Source organism: Shewanella psychrophila (assembly GCF_002005305.1).
Lineage (GTDB): Bacteria > Pseudomonadota > Gammaproteobacteria > Enterobacterales > Shewanellaceae > Shewanella > Shewanella psychrophila.
The window spans coordinates 4,890,265-4,907,903 of the sequence record NZ_CP014782.1 but is presented as its reverse complement, the minus strand read 5'-3'; the positions used below and the strand labels follow the sequence as shown (position 1 = coordinate 4,907,903).

The following is a 17,639-nucleotide window of genomic DNA, read 5'->3' as shown; positions in this document are numbered from 1 at the left end:
GTAATGATACGGATACAGACTTATGTCTGGCACGAAAGTGGGCCCACTTCGAGCTGGTCTCCCGTTGCAAGATGATTTGAAGAACTTTATTCAAGGAGAAACGCAAATGATGGCTTCAATCGAAGTTAGTGCATCCCCTGACAATGCTCAATGGCAATCCATTAACTGGAAAGTGGTTAAGCAACATGTATTAAAGCTTCAAATGCGCATTGCAAAAGCCACCCGAGAAGGTAAACGCGGCAGAGCGAAATCCTTGCAGTGGATACTTCCCCACTCTAAATCAGCAAAATTGCTTGCTGTTAAAAGAGTTTCTCAAAATAAAGGCAGCAAAACACCAGGCGTTGACGGGATCATTTGGAACAGTGATGCTCGTTGTTTAGGTGCGGTCAATCAACTGAGCCGAAAAGGCTATCATGCCAAACCGCTCAGGCGTATCTACACCCCCAAGAAAAACGGCCAGCTCAGACCTTTAGGCATTCCCTGCATGATAGACAGAGCGCAACAAGCGCTTCATCTTCTCGCCTTGGAGCCTATTTCTGAAACGGTAGCCGACCTCAATAGCTATGGCTTTCGACCTAACCGAAGCGCAGCAGATGCAATTGCACAGTGCTTCAAATGTTTATGTATGAAGCGCTCTAGCCAATGGGTTCTTGAGGGTGACATCAAAGCTTGTTTCGATAAGATAGGTCATCAATGGCTCATCGATAACATTCAATTAGATAAACGAATGCTGAAACAATGGCTTGGATGTGGTTATGTTGATAAAGGATTGTTCTACAAAACAGCAGAAGGAACACCGCAAGGCGGGATAATCTCGCCAACGCTGATGTTGCTCACGCTGGCTGGATTAGAGCGGTTGGTTAAGTCTATTGCCTGTAAAGCAGGGAATAGAGTCAACTTTGTCGGATATGCAGACGATTTTGTTATCACAGGTTCTTCGAAGGAAGTGCTCGTTAATGAAATCAAGCCGCAGCTAATTGGTTTTCTACAGGAAAGAGGCTTAACACTCTCTGATGAGAAAACGCACATAACTCATATCGATGATGGTTTTGACTTTCTGGGATTCAATCTTAGAAAGTACAAAGGCAAACTGCTCATTAAACCGAGCAAGAGCAACGTTCTATCATTTTTGAGTAATCTACGTGAATTCATCAGAAAACATCCAACAATCCCCGTTAACGATTTAATCAAAATATTGAATCCGAAACTGAGAGGATGGGCGAACTATTATCGCCACTGTGTTGCAAAGCAAGTTTTCGGTTATGTAGGGCATCAACTTTTCTGGCTGTTATGGCGATGGGCGGTAAGGCGTCACCCAACGAAAAGCAAAGACTGGGTACGTCGAAAATACTACATGAATCGCATAGGTGGGTGGCAATTCCACGGCTGGCAGAAGATTGCCAACATGGACTGCCATTTTAATCTGGTTCAGATAGCTCAAACGCCGATAAAGAGACATGTGAAAATCAGGAGCGCAGCCATACCTTACGACCCCGAATACGAAGCTTACTTAAGTAAGCGGAAACGGGCAAAGGAAGGCAGAAACTCTTGGTTTGATCCTGTTTTGGCTGCTATGTAAGGTGCTGGGTAACAGAATACGCCTTAGTGGAGGCTTGAGCCGTATGCAGTGAAAGTTGCACGTCCGGTTCTTGGTAACAAGTGCCGCCTATCCGACACAAACGAGTTAGATTCCCACAGGCTTCTCTTAGAAAAATAAACTCAAATCGAAGATAAATACTCAGGTGTAAACGCGGCTGTGACCTTCGACAGCATGGATGCTGTCAGGGACCTTTCCGTTGATAGAGAGAGCGGCGTGTCGCAGAAGTGTTTGCCCTTAAGGTCGTTCATTCACATCCATGTGATCATGACATTGGTACATCCTGTACAGCACCCACGGCAGGCTATAGATAAAAATGCAGCTATGGTATTCAGCATAAAACCAAATACCAACTCAGCTTAATGAAACCAAAAGATACTTAAAACTTGTTATTGGACAAGTTACTTCTTTTCACCATAAAGCCCACTCTGTGGGTGTGGTTCGCTCGGTTGAGAGTCACTGGACTCACTTCTAGTTTCAGATCCTTCTGTCTCAAAAGTCTCGGCTTTCTTGCTGATCTTCTGCGCCTGCAAGATAACAAACTTACCGTTGGACTCAACAGTGGTGCAGTTCTTAAAGATACGTTGCAGTTTGACGTGATAAGCCAGATGACGGTTGCCAACGACATGCAATATGCCGCCATTTTTCAGTGCGCGCCAAGATTGAAGAAACATCTGCCAGGCGATGTGGTCGGTAATGGCTTCGCCTTGATGGAAAGGTGGGTTGCACAGAATTAAGTCCGGGCGCACGCCTTCGTTTAGGTGGGTTAAACAGTCATCCCAGCCGAAGGTGGCTTGTTCTCCCGCTAGACCTTCAGTATCTAAGTTGTTGAGGACCCAGTTCTGTCTTGCCGACTCGACAGCCATCTCTGAGTCATCTATAAAATGAATATAAGCTTTAGGGAAGATTTGTTTAGCATGCAGACCCAGTACACCATTGCCACAACCTAAATCTATGATAGAGGTGAAGTCCCCCTTAGGCATGTTATCCAACATGATGCGAGCGCCGATATCCAGCTTGTTGGCGGCGAAGACATTGCTTAGGTTACTGAGCTCTAGTTTCAACTCAGGAATCAACCAATTGACGCCGTGTGGAAGGGAGCGAATCTTGCCATCGCTGATACAGGTTATTACTCGGGTTTTTTTCCAGGTAAGGCTAGCTGTTGCCGTGCCTAAGTTTTTGGCAAATACTTCAAGTAGTGACTTGTTGATAGATTTTGCTTTTGCGCCAATGAGTATCTGTGTTCCCTGAGGTAAAACCTGAGATAATCGGTTAAGCTGGTGCGCGAAATAGGTCAGGTTTTTAGGTAACTTCATTAATACCAGTTCAACTGAACTTGGTAGTGCTTCGCGACTATTCATCCACTGAATATTCTCACTACTGAGCTTATTCTTGGCTAAATTTTGCTGGGTACCTAATTGACTGGTTTTGGCGTCAGTTTCTAATAACAGTGGCCACTGGCTGTCGATAGCGCGAAGGCTAGCCGTTAGTGCACCAAAGTTATCATTGATGATAGCCGTGGTTACAGCTGTCTGCTCAATTTCCGTCAGATGCTTGATCAGGTGTTCATCCGCAGCATCCCATGCCTGTAGGTTAGATTCCTGTTCACTTGGATAACGATGTAATTCAAGTTCGATATCCGCTACTGAAAATTGAGTTGTCATAAGTCAAACTGTACCAATAAAATGAGGGCGCGCATTATCGCAGATTTAACGTTTGAGGTATATATGATCAATGAGTGTCGGCGCCAAGCTATTGCAGATTTAACGTTCAAGGAGTCTAGACTTAGATGTCAGCCGTTTCCAAGTCTGGAAAATAGACGATGAAACAACAGAGCTTTAGCAATGCAGATAAGCCTGCTGAAATAAATACTGAGGTAGATAATAAACTGCCTGATGCTCATAGGCTTGCAGCTCCTGTGACGCTAATCAAGGGCTATCTTAATCTTGAACAGCAAAATGCTTTACTCAAAGAGGCGCAGGGCTATCCGTTCGAATCACCGGAAATCGAGGTATATGGTAAACGGCATCGGATACCCAGATCTCAAGCCTGGTTCGGAGATATGGGCTGCGATACCAAGTATTCTGGCTTAATGGTTAAGGCGCTTCCCTGGCCTAAGTATGCGGACAGGTTAAGATTGAAACTCAAGCGTGACTTTAATCTAGAGTCCAACGGCGTCTTGGTTAACCGCTACGTCGATGGCAAGGAGTCCATGGGCTGGCATTGTGATAATGAACCGGAATTTTCAGCTGGTAGTGATATCGCTTCTATTACATTGGGTGCGACCCGAGACTTTATCATCAGAGATAAGGTCACTCTTAATAAGCACACCTTTGCACTGCAATCGGGTGATCTCTTGTTGATGCATTGGCCGATGCAAGACAGGTGGGATCATGCCTTACCCAAGCGCATGAAAGTCACTGAGTCTAGGATTAATTATACCTTCAGGCGAGTGATATCTGGTTATTTTGACTAACGCTTATTCGGCTTAGAGCTTTATTGGAGGTTATAGAGGGTTAGGCGGTTATTAAGAAAGGGTTGAAATGTGTGGCAAACATTGATCTTTCGTGGCTAAGGTATTAACCTGCCGCCATCGCATTTTGCATGTTTGAGAATATCCCTATGTCAGTAGAGCAACTCATTACCGAAAAACTCACTCAGGCTTTATCGCCGAGTCACCTGGAAGTGATCAACGAGAGTAACAATCACCATGTTCCTCCAAATTCAGAGACGCATTTTAAGGTAATAATTACGAGCGCGGCCTTCGAGGGTAAACGCCTACTTGGCCGACACAGAGCTGTTAATGAAGCACTAGCCGATGAGTTCGCTAATGGCTTACATGCCTTATCTATGCACACGTTTACGCCCGAAGAGTGGCTTGCAGAGTCAAATGTCCCCGACTCTCCAAAGTGCAGAGGCTAAAAGCAAAGCTCCAGATGACGAAGCCTGGCAGCTAAATTTGGGACTCTGATTTATAAATGAGTCCCATAAGCTTTGAAATAATAAATTAACCCCTGTCCACTTATTGCGATCATATCATTCTTACCACTTACCACTTACCACTTACCACTTACCTGCCTAGACCCTTGCCTCCTCCCGTATCCCTTTATCTCATCACAAGCTTTTGTTTATCTATCGCAACAATTCTGTTATCAATGTGTTAGATGTATTTTTAGTGTTGAGAAGGGATGAATCAACTAGAGAAGATAACCGAGCTGATTGGCCGAGGGGTGAGCTGGTGTACCTTATTTATTGTATTGATGACACTCGCGGTAGTGATATTGCGCTATGCCTTCAATACAGGCGCTACGGCGTTGCAAGAGTCGGCCTTGTACCTGCATGGGGCCGTGTTTACCTTAGCCGCTGGCTATACATTGAAACATGATGGCCATGTCAGGGTTGATATCTTTTACCGTAATTTTAGCGTTCGCACCCGTCATTGGGTGGACTTTCTCGGGACGTTATTTCTGTTGCTGCCTGTATGTCTCTTCATCCTTTACTCAAGTTTCGATTATGTCTTAGCATCCTGGAGAGTCGGGGAAAGCTCAGTGGAAGCGGGTGGCTTAGCCTATGTGTATCTGCAGAAGAGTCTGTTGCTGTTATTGGTCGTTAGTTTATTACTTCAGGGGACTGTTGAGCTGGTTCGCCATGGTTTAGCGCTGTTTAAGGGGGGTGACAGTGATTTAGCTAATGGGAAAGACGGCAAGCGCGGGGGAGAGCAATAGTGGCCATTGTACTCTTTATTGTCGTTTGCTTGGTCTTGATGCTTGGCTACCCGGTGGCACTGACCTTAGCCGGGGTCGCATTACTCTTCGCTGGGGTAAGTTCCCTGTTTGGCATCTTCGACACTAGCCTATTAGGCATTTTGCCTAATAGGCTGTATGGCGTGATAAATAATCCCATCTTGATGGCAGTACCTCTATTTGTGTTTATGGGCGTAGTGCTTGAAAAATCAAAAGTTGCCGAACAGCTTCTGACTAGCATGGCCGAGTTATTTGGCCGGTTTCGTGGCGGACTTATTTTTAGTGTCTTCTTTGTCGGCATGTTGTTGGCTGCCAGCACCGGAATTGTCGGCGCGACAGTGGTTACCATGGGGCTGATGTCGCTGCCCAGCTTATTAAAGCGTGGCTACGATCCCGCCTTTAGCGCCGGTGCTATTTGTGCCACTGGCACATTAGGTCAGATAATTCCGCCTTCTATCGCGTTAGTCTTACTCGGTGATGTGCTCTCTAATGCCTATCAACAGGCACAATTGCAGATGGGGATTTTTAGCCCGAAATCTGTGTCGGTTGGCGATCTCTTTGCCGGGGCTTTACTGCCGGGGCTACTATTACTCGCCCTGTATTGTCTCTATACCTTATTGCTGATCCGTTTTAAGCCTGAACAGTTTCCCGAGCCAATAGAGCCCAAGCGAGTAGATCTTGCCTTTATATTGCAAACCTTCGGAGCGCTGGTCCCACCTTTATTACTCATCTTTATGGTATTGGGTTCGATTTTGTTTGGAATCGCTACACCGACAGAGGCCGCCTCTGTCGGCGCATTCGGTGCTCTGATTATCGCATTAATGAAACGGCAGATGTCTGTTTCGATACTTAAAGAGGTGATGTTAAGCACCACTAAAGTTACTTCTATGGTGTTCTTGATTTTAATCGGCGCATCTATCTTTTCTCTGGTCTTTCGTGGACTGGGGGGAGAGGAGCTCATACACCAAGTGTTTAGCAGTATGCCCGGAGGCGTTATCGGTGCCACTATCTTGGTTATGTTGGTGATTTTCTTGCTTGGATTTATTCTGGATTTCATCGAGATCACCTTCGTTGTCGTGCCTCTGGTAGCCCCTATTTTACTGAGTATGGGATTAGACCCTATTTGGCTTGGGATCATGATCGCAGTGAATTTACAGACCTCTTTTTTAACACCTCCTTTCGGTTTCGCCTTGTTTTATTTAAGAGGCGTGACAAAAGACTTGGTAACCAGTGGTCAAATCTATCGGGGAGTAATCCCCTTCGTGATTATACAGCTGCTGTTAATGCTGATTTTGAGTGTGTGGCCAGGGGTAGTTACTTGGCTACCTAGTGTCATATATCGATGAGTGTTTATGGATTGTCAGATAAAAGGAATAAAATATGAGCAAATTAAGGTTAGTCTTGATTGTAATGACGGGCTTGCTTCTCAATGCTTGTGGCGGGGAGAGCAAGCTGGTAAGTGTTACCGATACTGCTAAGGCTGAAGCTATCGAATGGAAATTGGTGACTTCCTGGCCTAAGAACTTTCCGGGGCTTGGCATGGGGCCAGAGCGATTTGCACTGCTGGTGGATGAAATGTCCAATGGCAGGCTCAAGATTAAGGTTTATGGTGCCGGTGAGCTTATGCCTGCTTTCGAGGTGTTCGACGCCGTCAGTCAAGGTACAGTGCAGATGGGGCATAGTGCGGCTTATTATTGGAAGGGCAAGACGCCTGCGGCGCAGTTTTTCACTTCGATCCCCTTTGGGTTAAATGCTCAGGAGATGAATGGCTGGCTGCATTACGGCGGTGGCATGGAGCTTTGGGAGGAAGTTTATGAGCCTTTTGGGATCTTACCCTTAGCTGGTGGCAATACCGGGGTACAGATGGGGGGCTGGTTTAATAAAGAGATTAACTCTATGGCAGATCTCAAAGGACTTAAGATGCGCCTGCCAGGACTTGGGGGAGAAGTACTTAAGCGAGTTGGTGGTGTGCCCGTCACATTACCAGGTCGTGAGCTATATACCGCATTACAAACTGGGGCCATTGATGCAACCGAATGGGTGGGGCCATTTAACGATCTTGCCTTCGGCTTACATAAGGCCGCTAAGTTCTACTATTATCCTGGATGGCACGAACCTGGCACCACCCTTGAGTTTATTATCAATAAGCAGGCATTCGCCAACTTGTCTGGGGATCTACAGGCTATCGTCAGGGTTGCCTCTCGGGCGATTAACCAAGATATGCTCGATGAATATACCAGCAAGCATGTGATAGCACTGGAGTCACTCATCAATGAACATGATGTCATCATTAAACAATTTCCAGATGAAGTGATGAAAGCGTTAGCTAAGGTATCTAAGGTGGTAATAAAAGAGCAGTCCCAGCAAGATGACACCATGAAAAAAGTTTATGATGCTTATATGGAGTATCAAGCCGGGGTAAGAAAATATCACCTGATCTCGGAAGATGCTTATAGTAGATTAAGGCAGTAGTTCTAATTTAGGAGAAGAGAATTATCAACACACTAGTCTTGTTCAGACTCATATATGTTTTTTCGTACTATCGAGACTGCTCATAGTGTCATAGCCTTATGCTAGAATGCCAAAAAACAAAATAAGGCGAATGCTTTTAAGCTGTTAAGCCTTACCTATGCCCTACAAATTTGGAGAGTAGATATGCCATTATTAGATAGCTTTACCGTCGATCATACTCGCATGCAGGCCCCTGCGGTTCGTGTGGCGAAAACCATGAAGACGCCTAACGGTGATTCAATCACAGTATTTGATCTGCGTTTCTGTGTGCCGAATCAAGATATCTTAAGTGAGCGGGGCATACATACCTTAGAGCACCTTTACGCTGGCTTTATGCGTGACCACCTCAATGGCGAGTCTGTTGAAATCATCGATATCTCTCCCATGGGCTGTCGTACTGGCTTCTATATGAGCCTGATAGGTACGCCTAGCGAGGCGGAAGTGGCCGAGGCTTGGTTAGCGGCAATGAATGATGTACTGAAAGTCGCCGAGCAATCTGAGATCCCCGAGCTCAATGAATACCAATGTGGCACTTATGACATGCATTCTTTGGAGCAAGCTAAGGGGATTGCACGGTCGATAATTGCTTCTGGGATAAGCGTTAATAAGAATGACGAGCTAAAGCTCAGCGATGACATTTTGAAAGGTTTGTGATTCAGATGCAGGCATAAAAAAGCGGCTAAGCCGCTTTTTTTATGCCTGCTATTATTTTTATTGACTGATGTTAACTCGTTAACTTTAAAGCTTTCGTTCAAATAAACAGCGGTTGAATTGGGCTAAGACTTGGTCAAATAAATATTAATTAGGCTTCATTTGACTATTTGATAAAGACGGTATCCTTGCTAGGTAAAGGTCTTATTTGAATTAGTAAGCGCTGATTCAAAATAATCCGCTAAAATGTGAGCTACAGCCGACTTTGAAAAATTCACAATCATTTTAAAACACCCACTTTTTTCATGGCGATACAGTGATATTTACTGTAAAATGCGCGCGAACAGCGTGATTGCGATCGCATTTCCGTGATAAATCTGCGCTAGCTCATTGAGGTGAGCTTTGTTTTAAACCTGTCGTATTAAGCAGGAACGCGGCGCATTATCTTTCCTTCATAACGTAGTGCTTGTGGATATGATTACAATAAAGAAAGGATTGGACCTGCCTATAGCAGGCGGGCCAGAGCAAGTAGTCCATGATGGCCCAGCCATTAAACGTGTAGCTACTTTGGGTGAAGAGTATATTGGCTTACGCCCCACGATGAAAATCAAAGTGGGTGATAAAGTTAAAAAAGGTCAGGTTATCTTTGAAGATAAAAAGAACCTTGGTGTTAAATATACGGCTTTAGCTAGTGGCACAATTTCAGAAGTCAACCGGGGCGCACAACGTGTTCTGCAGTCAGTCGTCATAGATATCGAAGGGGAAGAGAGTGTTTCCTTTGCTAAATATGGTGCAGCAGAATTAGAGTCGTTGGATTCGCAGCTAGTTCGAGACAACCTTATTGAATCAGGGTTGTGGACGGCATTGCGAACTCGTCCTTTCAGTAAAGCCCCAGCAGTAGACTCTACCGCTGCCGGCATCTTCGTTACCGCGATAGATACTCAACCTCTTGCTGCCGACCCTGAAGTGGTTATCGGCACGAAAAAAGCTGATTTTGAGAATGGACTTAAGGTTCTATCAAGATTGACTCAAGGTAAAGTATTCTTGTGTAAAGCACCTGGAGCCGATATTCCAGCTGCCAATGCTCAAGTCGAAGAGTTTGCAGGTAAACACCCTGCAGGTCTGGTCGGTACACATATACACTTCCTATTGTCTGCATCGGTTAAGAGAACGGTTTGGCATGTGGGTTACCAAGATGTCATTGCCATTGGTCAGCTATTTACAACCGGTGAGTTAAACACTCAACGCGTGGTAGCTATAGCGGGTCCTAAGGCGAGTAAGCCAAGACTTGTTCGCACTCAGCTAGGTGCTTCGTCTGTAGAATTGACTGCAAATGAAAGCTTAGACGGTGAAGTTCGTGTCGTTTCTGGCTCGGTCTTGAGCGGACGTACCGCCACTGGACCTCATGCTTACCTTGGTCGTTTCCATCAGCAGTTCACACTGCTTGAAGAAGGTCGAGAGCAGGAGTTTATCGGTTGGGCTATGCCTGGCAGTGATAAGTTTTCTATCACTCGCGCTTTCTTAGGTCATCTATCACCTTCGCGTCTGTTTAATATGACGACGAGTACAGGTGGTTCAGATCGAGCTATGGTACCTATCGGTAACTATGAGCGTGTGATGCCTCTGGATATTCTTCCTACTATGTTATTGCGTGACCTAGTGTCAGGCGATACCGATGGTGCTGTTACCTTAGGTGCCTTGGAATTAGATGAAGAAGATTTGGCATTGTGTACTGTCGTATGTCCGGGTAAGTATGACTATGCTACTTACCTACGTGACTGTCTAGATACGATCGTGAGGGAAGGCTAATGGGCTTGAAAGAGTTATTTAAGAGTGTAGAGCCTCAGTTTGAGAAGGGCGGTAAATACGAAAAGTTTTACGCCATTTTCGAAGCTGCATATACGGTTTTTTACACCCCAGGTCATGTGAACAAGGGCGCAACCCATGTTCGTGATAATTTAGACCTGAAGCGTATGATGATCTTGGTGTGGGCATGTACGTTCCCTGCCATGTTCGTCGGTATGTATAACGTTGGTTTGCAAGCTCAAGATGCGCTTGTTGCCGGTTTTGCTACACCAGATGTTTGGCAGGTTAGCCTGTTCGGCATGTTTGGTACTGAGCTGACTGCCAATTCAGGTATTGCTGCCCTTTTGTGGTACGGCGCCTGTTTCTTTGTGCCTATCTATGCGGTGACATTCGCCGTCGGTGGTATCTGGGAAGTCTTGTTTGCATCGGTCCGCGGACATGAAGTTAACGAAGGCTTCTTCGTCACTTCGGTGCTATTTGCATTGACTCTACCAGCTACCATTCCTTTATGGATGGTTGCATTGGGTATCACTTTCGGTGTGGTTGTAGCCAAAGAGATCTTCGGTGGTACGGGGCGTAACTTCCTTAACCCTGCACTAGCTGGTCGTGCTTTCCTATTCTTCGCTTACCCGCTAAGCATGTCAGGTGACACCTCTTGGGTTGCAGCTGATGGTTACTCTGGTGCTACTGCACTGAGTCAAGCGGCCCAAGGCACACTTGAATACGGATTTAGCCAAGACTGGTGGGATGCCTTCCTAGGTTTCATTCCTGGTTCTGTGGGTGAAGTGTCTACTTTAGCTATCTTAATTGGTGGCGCGGTTATCGTGTACGCTCGTATTGCATCATGGCGCATCGTTGCCGGTGTAATGGTGGGCATGATTGCTGTTTCATACCTGTTGAACTTCATCGGTAGTGATACTAATCCAATGTTCGCTATGCCTTGGTACTGGCACCTTGTTTTAGGTGGTTTTGCCTTCGGTATGATGTTCATGGCGACTGACCCTGTATCGGCTTCGTTCACTAACTCAGCAAAATGGGGTTACGGGATCTTGATCGGTGCTATGGCGGTGTTTATTCGTGTCATTAACCCAGCGTTCCCTGAAGGCATGATGTTGGCCATTTTATTCGCCAACTTGTTTGCTCCACTATTTGACCATTTTGTCGTTCAGGCAAATATCAAGCGGAGGATTGCACGTGGCTAGTAACAAAGATTCCTTTGGCAGAACCCTCTTTGTGGTTGTTGGTTTATGTTTCATCTGTTCGATCTTCGTATCGACTGCAGCTGTGATGTTAAGACCAATCCAGATTGAGAATAAACTGCTCGATAAGCAAAAGTACATTCTTGAAGCTGCTGGTCTCACTAAAGATACTGATGCACCTCTGACTAAAGCCGATGTGCTTACCACATACAACAAGTATGTTGTGGCTAAGCTAATTGACCTTAAGACGGGTGATTGGGTTGAAGGTGATGCAGATTCATTCGATGCGGATAAGGCTTCTCGTGATGTGGCTAATTCATTTAAGCCTAAGAATGATATCGCTTCAGTAAAGCGTGTAGCTAACACTGCAGTTGTCTATATTGTGAATGATGATCAGGGTCAACCACAGACGGTTATTTTACCTATTAAAGGTTACGGTCTTTGGTCAACTATGTATGCATTCTTAGCCGTTGAGCCTGACATGAATACCATTCAGAGTCTGGTTTACTATGCATTTACCGGTTCGGGTGAAACTCCTGGTCTTGGTGGTGAAGTTCAAAATCCTATCTGGATGGCGAAGTGGCATGGTAAGAAGCTCTATGATGCACAAGGTAACTTAGCGATTAGCGTCACTAAGAATCCAGCTGTTGCCGCAAGCGAGCACGGTGTCGATGCGTTATCAGGTGCTACCTTGACGGGTAACGGTGTTCAAAACTCACTAGAATTTTGGTTAGGTGAGGAAGGCTTTGCTCACTTCATCGAAAAAGTTCGTAATGGAGGACTGAGCTAATGGCTAACGCTAAAGAACTTAAGCAGGTTCTATCGGGACCGATTGTTAGTAATAACCCGATTGCTCTGCAAGTACTAGGTGTATGTAGTGCACTGGCAGTAACCAGTAAAATGGAAACTGCACTGGTAATGACCATTGCTTTGACCGCTGTAACAGCGTGTTCAAACTTGTTCATCTCTATGTTGCGTAACCATATTCCAAGTAGTGTACGTATCATCGTTCAGATGACTATCATTGCATCTTTGGTCATCGTGGTTGATCAGGTATTACAGGCATATGCCTACGATGTCGCTAAGCAGCTTTCGGTATTTGTTGGCTTGATTATTACCAACTGTATTGTGATGGGCCGTGCCGAAGCTTATGCGATGAAAACACCGCCAATGATGAGTTTTATGGATGGTATCGGTAATGGCTTAGGCTATGGTGCTATCTTGCTATCAGTTGGTTTTGTCCGTGAACTCTTTGGTAATGGTTCGTTATTTGGTGTTGAGATTTTAAGCAAGGTTTCAGACGGTGGCTGGTATCAGCCAAACGGTCTGTTGTTGCTACCACCAAGTGCGTTCTTCTTAATCGGTACTTTGATCTGGATCATCCGTACGGTTAAGCCAGAGCAAGTAGAAGCAAAAGGGTAAGCGCGATGGAACATTATATTAGTTTGCTAATTCGCTCTATTTTTATCGAGAACATGGCACTGTCTTTCTTCCTGGGGATGTGTACATTCCTGGCGGTATCGAAGAAAGTGACCACAGCGATGGGACTAGGTATTGCGGTTGTTGTGGTACTGGCTATTTCAGTCCCTGTTAACCAAATCATCTATCAAGGGCTGTTAGCTCCAGGTGCTTTGGCTTGGGCTGGAGCACCGGATGCTGATTTGAGCTTCCTGAAGTTCATCACCTTCATCGGTGTTATCGCAGCGTTAGTACAGATCCTTGAGATGGTGTTGGATAAGTTCTTCCCACCGCTATATAACGCTCTGGGGATCTTCCTGCCACTCATCACCGTAAACTGTGCCATCTTTGGTGCAGTCTCTTTCATGGTTGAGCGTGACTACAACCTAGTTGAAAGTATGGTGTTTGGTGTGGGTTCAGGAGTGGGCTTCGCCTTAGCTATCGTCTTGTTAGCAGGTATCCGTGAAAAGCTGAAATATGCTGATGTGCCTGATGGACTGCGTGGCTTAGGTATTACCTTCGTGACCGCAGGTCTAATGGCGCTTGGATTCATGTCGTTTTCTGGTGTGTCCCTATAATCGGGACCCATCGGGTTCCTGTTTCGGACTTTTAAGGATAAGTTAATGGATATTCTTAAATCTACTCCACTCGAGGTTTACCTCGGTGTGAGTATGTTTACTGCTATCGTCTTAGGTTTGGTACTAATCATCTTGTTTGCCAAGTCAAAGTTGGTCAACAGTGGTGACATTACAATTGGTATCAATGATGATCCTGAGAAAGGCATCAAACTGCCTGCAGGTGGCAAGCTACTAGGTGCATTGGCTGAGAGCGGTATTTTCGTCTCTAGTGCATGTGGTGGTGGTGGTACTTGTGGTCAGTGTAAAGTACATATTAAATCGGGTGGCGGTGATATTTTGCCAACTGAGCTGGATCATATCAGTAAAGGTGAGGCTCGTGAGGGCTGTCGTTTATCTTGCCAGGTAAGCGTTAAAACCGATATGGAAATTGAGCTCGAAGATGAGATCTTCGGTGTTAAGAAGTGGGAATGTACCGTTATCTCTAACGATAACAAGGCCACTTTCATTAAAGAGCTTAAGCTTCAAATTCCAGGTGGCGATTCAGTTCCGTTCCGCGCCGGTGGTTATATTCAAATTGAAGCGCCTGTACACCATGTTAAATATGCAGATTTTGATATTCCTGCTGAATACCGTGGTGACTGGGAGCACTTTGGCTTCTTCAAGCTAGAGTCTCAAGTAGAAGATGAAACCATCCGTGCATACTCTATGGCGAACTATCCTGAAGAGGCTGGTATCATCATGTTGAACGTGCGTATTGCAACACCTCCGCCACGTAACCTAACTCTGCCTTGCGGTAAGATGTCTTCGTACATCTTCAGCTTGAAAGAGGGTGATAAGGTCACAATCTCTGGTCCGTTTGGTGAGTTCTTTGCTAAAGAAACTGACAATGAGATGATCTTTGTCGGTGGTGGTGCAGGTATGGCGCCTATGCGTTCTCATATCTTCGATCAGCTTAAGCGTCTTAAGACAGATCGTAAGATAAGCTTCTGGTATGGCGCGCGCTCTAAGCGTGAAATGTTCTATGTCGAAGATTTCGATGGTTTATCGTCAGATAACGAAAACTTTGATTGGCATGTTGCGCTATCAGATCCTCAGCCTGAGGATAACTGGGAAGGCAAGACTGGTTTCATTCATAATGTACTTTATGAAAGCTACTTGCGTGACCATGATGCGCCGGAAGATTGTGAATTCTACATGTGTGGTCCTCCAATGATGAATGCGGCTGTTATCGGTATGCTGAAAGATCTTGGTGTCGAAGATGAAAACATCCTTCTGGATGATTTCGGCGGCTAATCACACTAATACCGATTGGTATTAAACGCTTGAATCTTGAGATAGTTGTCATTCGAGTTTGAAACAGACAGTGAGGAAAATCGCCTCACTGTCTTTAATCAAGTTTCGAATAGATCATCAGTTTTTATAGTGATAAGGATTTAGGTCAAAATGAAAAAGACCTTAGTAAACTGGTTAGCCCTTGTATGGCTGGCCTTTTTTGTTTCTGGGTGTAGTAAACCTGCACAAATAATTTCACTTTCCGGCAACACCATGGGCACGACATATCACATTAAAGTGGTACCGAGTGAGCAGCTTCCGGAAGCAAACCTACTTCAAGCTGAAATTGATCTCGCACTAGAGAAGGTCAATGATCAGATGTCTACCTATCGGCCCACCTCTGAACTGTCACGCTTTAACTCCATGAGTCATGAAGAGACAATTACAGTTTCGAAGGACACGGCTTTTGTTATCGCCGAGGGGATACATCTTTATGATGTCACCGATGGCGCACTGGATATTACCTTAGGGCCTCTAGTGAACTTATGGGGATTTGGACCCGATAAGCGACCAACGAGCATACCATCTGAAGATGTTATCGCTGCAGCCAAGGCAAAAACTGGCATGCAATACCTCCAGTTAGATGGCACTAAGTTGACTAAGACTAACCCTGATTTATACGTGGATCTTTCATCGATCGCCAAGGGGTTTGGTGTCGATATCGTTGCGGCCATACTGGATAAATATCATGTCTCTGGTTATTTAGTTGAGATTGGTGGTGAGCTCAGTGTATTTGGCAATAAGGTCGATGGCTCACCTTGGCGCGTTGCTATTGAGCAGCCTGATGTTGACGACCGAGAAATTCAACAAGTGATTGCTCCTGGTGACATGGCGGTTGCTACTTCCGGTGATTATCGTAATTACTATGAAGAAGATGGCCGACAGTTTTCTCATCTTATCGATCCACGAGATGGCTACCCAATCGATCATAGATTAGCTTCTGTGACTGTACTTCATAAGCAGTCTATGGTTGCCGATGGTTATGCCACTGCCATGATGGTACTGGGAACCGAGAAGTCATTAGCGCTTGCTAAGCAGGAAAATTTAGCCATCATGTTGATTGAGAAGCAAGATAGCGGCTTTAAAGTTTTTTATAGTGATGCTTTTAAACCTTATTCAAATCAGTGAGCTGTTACATCTTCTGGTTTAGGTTTAAAGACTATTGTAGGTGTTAGATCAGATCTCGCGTTATACCCTTAGGTTTGACAAGGGATCTGATGATATAATCGCCTCTCGCTACACTTGGAGTATTTGATGAGTACATTTATCGCGGCATTTGTTGTTTTATTGCTGTTTTTTCTTTTGATGTCTATTGGCTATATCGTTAAGCGAACCGCAGTAGCGGGTAGTTGTGGTGGTCTAGGGGCATTAGGCATAGATAAAGCATGCGATTGCGATGACCCTTGTGACAATCGTAAAGAAAAAATGGCTGCCGAAGAAGATGAGAGGCGTGAAAAGCTCGCCAAGAATCGTATCATTTAGTAGCAGTTGTACCATTGAAAGGTATCTTGATCCCAAGATACCTTTTTTTATGCCTGTCATCTCTTCGTTTACATTTTGACTATACTTCCCATATCTTGCTTTTAATCAATATGGGCAATTGATGAGAACGGACCTCAAAGTTATCTTAGATTCACTGGTTAGGCTGACGGAGCAGCGTCAGCTAGATTCACTGACTAAGAGTTTAGTATCAACCGTACAGCAGTTTGTCACCCCGTTAGATGTACAGATTTTTGATATTCATATCTCATCGAGTGAGCTGGAGGAGGTGGCGTTACCTGAATATTTTTCTCTTAGTCACAACCCCTATGGTAACAGCAACGATGACAGTGTATGCGAGGAAGCTGCCGCTTGTTTTACCAAGTGTGTAAGCAGTCAATCGACCTGCTATAGCAATGATCTTATACCGGCTCTGATAGCGATTCCAATCAAGCTAAATTCATGCGTGGTGAAAGTACTTTGGGTTAAACTTGAGTGCATAACTGAGCACAACTTAGGCCTGTTGAAGGGGCTGGCTAAAGTGTTTGAGAACTTTCTTGCCATCGTCATCGAATGTGAAACTGATGAGCTCACAGGCTTACTCAACCGTAAGGCATTCGGCTCCAGGCTGAGAGCGGCCAATACTAATCTTGTGTCCATCGAACAGGCCAAAATCAAGCAGCTAAAGCATCACTGGCTGTGTATATTCGATATCGATAAATTTAAATTGATTAATGATAGCTTCGGTCACCTTTATGGTGATGAGATTTTGTTAGATCTTGTTAGGGTCATGCGCTCGGTATTTGATGAAGAGGATGCCATGTTCAGATTTGGTGGTGATGAGTTTGTATTGTTAATTGCCCCGTCTACTAAACATCAGATGTTGACCAAGTGTCAAAAATTTAGTGATAGCCTCTATCGTTTTCACGGTGAAAAGGTTCGGCTCACTGTATCTATGGGGATAACCCAGATTTGCTCTGACAAGCAGGCCAATACTTTGTTGATTCAGGCCGATCAAGCCCTGTATTACATCAAGGAGACGGGGCGGAATCGTATCGAGGTTTATGAAGATTTGGTCTCGCGTGGCGCCCTTAGCGAGAAGAAGTTTGATGATGATATCGAGATTTTTTAACTGAGTGCAAATCAGACTAACTTGCATCTAGCCATCATATTTTACATCCTGACACTGAATTCAAAAACTGTTTCTCATGAACTTTCCCTAACACGCTAATAGTTCCTAAAAACTGTCGTTAAAAAGAATGCAAATAAGAATGCTTTTCATTTC

General features: G+C 44.9%; 17 protein-coding genes. 16 read left to right on the top strand and 1 reads right to left on the bottom strand.

Annotated elements, in window-relative coordinates:
• The first annotated feature begins 106 nt into the window (after window positions 1-106).
• Window positions 107-1,579 carry a group II intron reverse transcriptase/maturase gene (gene ltrA, locus sps_RS21265; protein ID WP_077754328.1) on the top strand — a complete coding sequence of 491 codons (1,473 nt, stop codon included), beginning with the start codon at window positions 107-109 and terminating at the stop codon, window positions 1,577-1,579.
• A gap of 419 nt (window positions 1,580-1,998) precedes the next feature.
• Here the strand turns inward: ltrA and sps_RS21260 are convergent, their stop codons facing one another.
• Entirely contained in the window at window positions 1,999-3,261 is a 1,263-nt protein-coding gene (locus tag sps_RS21260) for a methyltransferase (RefSeq protein ID WP_077754327.1), read from the bottom strand.
• 158 nt (window positions 3,262-3,419) lie between these two features.
• Here sps_RS21260 and sps_RS21255 point away from each other — a divergent pair, with 158 nt between their 5' ends.
• From sps_RS21255 to sps_RS21185, 15 genes are all read left to right on the top strand, one after another.
• Window positions 3,420-4,073: an alpha-ketoglutarate-dependent dioxygenase AlkB family protein gene (locus sps_RS21255; protein WP_077754326.1), complete on the top strand. Its 654-nt coding sequence runs from the start codon at window positions 3,420-3,422 to the stop codon at window positions 4,071-4,073.
• Between the two features lie 146 nt (window positions 4,074-4,219).
• The gene (locus tag sps_RS21250) at window positions 4,220-4,519 is read left to right on the top strand and encodes a BolA family protein (RefSeq protein WP_077755806.1); all 300 of its coding nucleotides are present in this window, start codon (window positions 4,220-4,222) and stop codon (window positions 4,517-4,519) included.
• Between the two features lie 266 nt (window positions 4,520-4,785).
• Entirely contained in the window at window positions 4,786-5,322 is a 537-nt protein-coding gene (locus sps_RS21245) for a TRAP transporter small permease subunit (protein ID WP_077754325.1), read from the top strand.
• 38 nt (window positions 5,323-5,360) lie between these two features.
• Window positions 5,361-6,686 carry a TRAP transporter large permease gene (locus tag sps_RS21240; protein ID WP_418346774.1) on the top strand — a complete coding sequence of 442 codons (1,326 nt, stop codon included), beginning with the start codon at window positions 5,361-5,363 and terminating at the stop codon, window positions 6,684-6,686.
• A gap of 34 nt (window positions 6,687-6,720) precedes the next feature.
• Window positions 6,721-7,812: a TRAP transporter substrate-binding protein gene (locus sps_RS21235; RefSeq protein ID WP_077754323.1), complete on the top strand. Its 1,092-nt coding sequence runs from the start codon at window positions 6,721-6,723 to the stop codon at window positions 7,810-7,812.
• A 183-nt stretch (window positions 7,813-7,995) separates the two neighbouring features.
• Window positions 7,996-8,505: an S-ribosylhomocysteine lyase gene (gene luxS / locus sps_RS21230; RefSeq protein WP_077754322.1), complete on the top strand. Its 510-nt coding sequence runs from the start codon at window positions 7,996-7,998 to the stop codon at window positions 8,503-8,505.
• 471 nt (window positions 8,506-8,976) lie between these two features.
• Window positions 8,977-10,311, top strand: a complete 1,335-nt coding sequence (locus sps_RS21225) for a Na(+)-translocating NADH-quinone reductase subunit A (protein WP_077755805.1) — start codon at window positions 8,977-8,979, stop codon at window positions 10,309-10,311.
• Window positions 10,311-11,510 (top strand): NADH:ubiquinone reductase (Na(+)-transporting) subunit B, encoded by a 1,200-nt coding sequence (locus sps_RS21220; protein ID WP_077754321.1) that lies wholly within the window; start codon window positions 10,311-10,313, stop codon window positions 11,508-11,510. The genes sps_RS21225 and sps_RS21220 overlap by 1 nt, the downstream gene beginning before the upstream one ends.
• The gene (locus sps_RS21215) at window positions 11,503-12,297 is read left to right on the top strand and encodes a Na(+)-translocating NADH-quinone reductase subunit C (protein ID WP_077754320.1); all 795 of its coding nucleotides are present in this window, start codon (window positions 11,503-11,505) and stop codon (window positions 12,295-12,297) included. The genes sps_RS21220 and sps_RS21215 overlap by 8 nt, the downstream gene beginning before the upstream one ends.
• Entirely contained in the window at window positions 12,297-12,929 is a 633-nt protein-coding gene (locus sps_RS21210) for an NADH:ubiquinone reductase (Na(+)-transporting) subunit D (protein WP_077754319.1), read from the top strand. Before sps_RS21215 ends, sps_RS21210 begins: the two co-directional genes overlap by 1 nt.
• Window positions 12,930-12,934: 5 nt before the next feature.
• Window positions 12,935-13,543 (top strand): NADH:ubiquinone reductase (Na(+)-transporting) subunit E, encoded by a 609-nt coding sequence (gene nqrE / locus sps_RS21205; protein WP_077754318.1) that lies wholly within the window; start codon window positions 12,935-12,937, stop codon window positions 13,541-13,543.
• A 45-nt stretch (window positions 13,544-13,588) separates the two neighbouring features.
• Window positions 13,589-14,836: an NADH:ubiquinone reductase (Na(+)-transporting) subunit F gene (gene nqrF, locus sps_RS21200; RefSeq protein ID WP_077754317.1), complete on the top strand. Its 1,248-nt coding sequence runs from the start codon at window positions 13,589-13,591 to the stop codon at window positions 14,834-14,836.
• 150 nt (window positions 14,837-14,986) lie between these two features.
• Entirely contained in the window at window positions 14,987-16,003 is a 1,017-nt protein-coding gene (locus sps_RS21195) for an FAD:protein FMN transferase (RefSeq protein ID WP_077754316.1), read from the top strand.
• Between the two features lie 126 nt (window positions 16,004-16,129).
• Window positions 16,130-16,357 (top strand): (Na+)-NQR maturation NqrM, encoded by a 228-nt coding sequence (gene nqrM / locus sps_RS21190; RefSeq protein WP_077754315.1) that lies wholly within the window; start codon window positions 16,130-16,132, stop codon window positions 16,355-16,357.
• A 121-nt stretch (window positions 16,358-16,478) separates the two neighbouring features.
• The gene (locus tag sps_RS21185; RefSeq protein WP_077754314.1) at window positions 16,479-17,486 is read left to right on the top strand and encodes a GGDEF domain-containing protein; all 1,008 of its coding nucleotides are present in this window, start codon (window positions 16,479-16,481) and stop codon (window positions 17,484-17,486) included.
• Window positions 17,487-17,639: the final 153 nt, after the last annotated feature.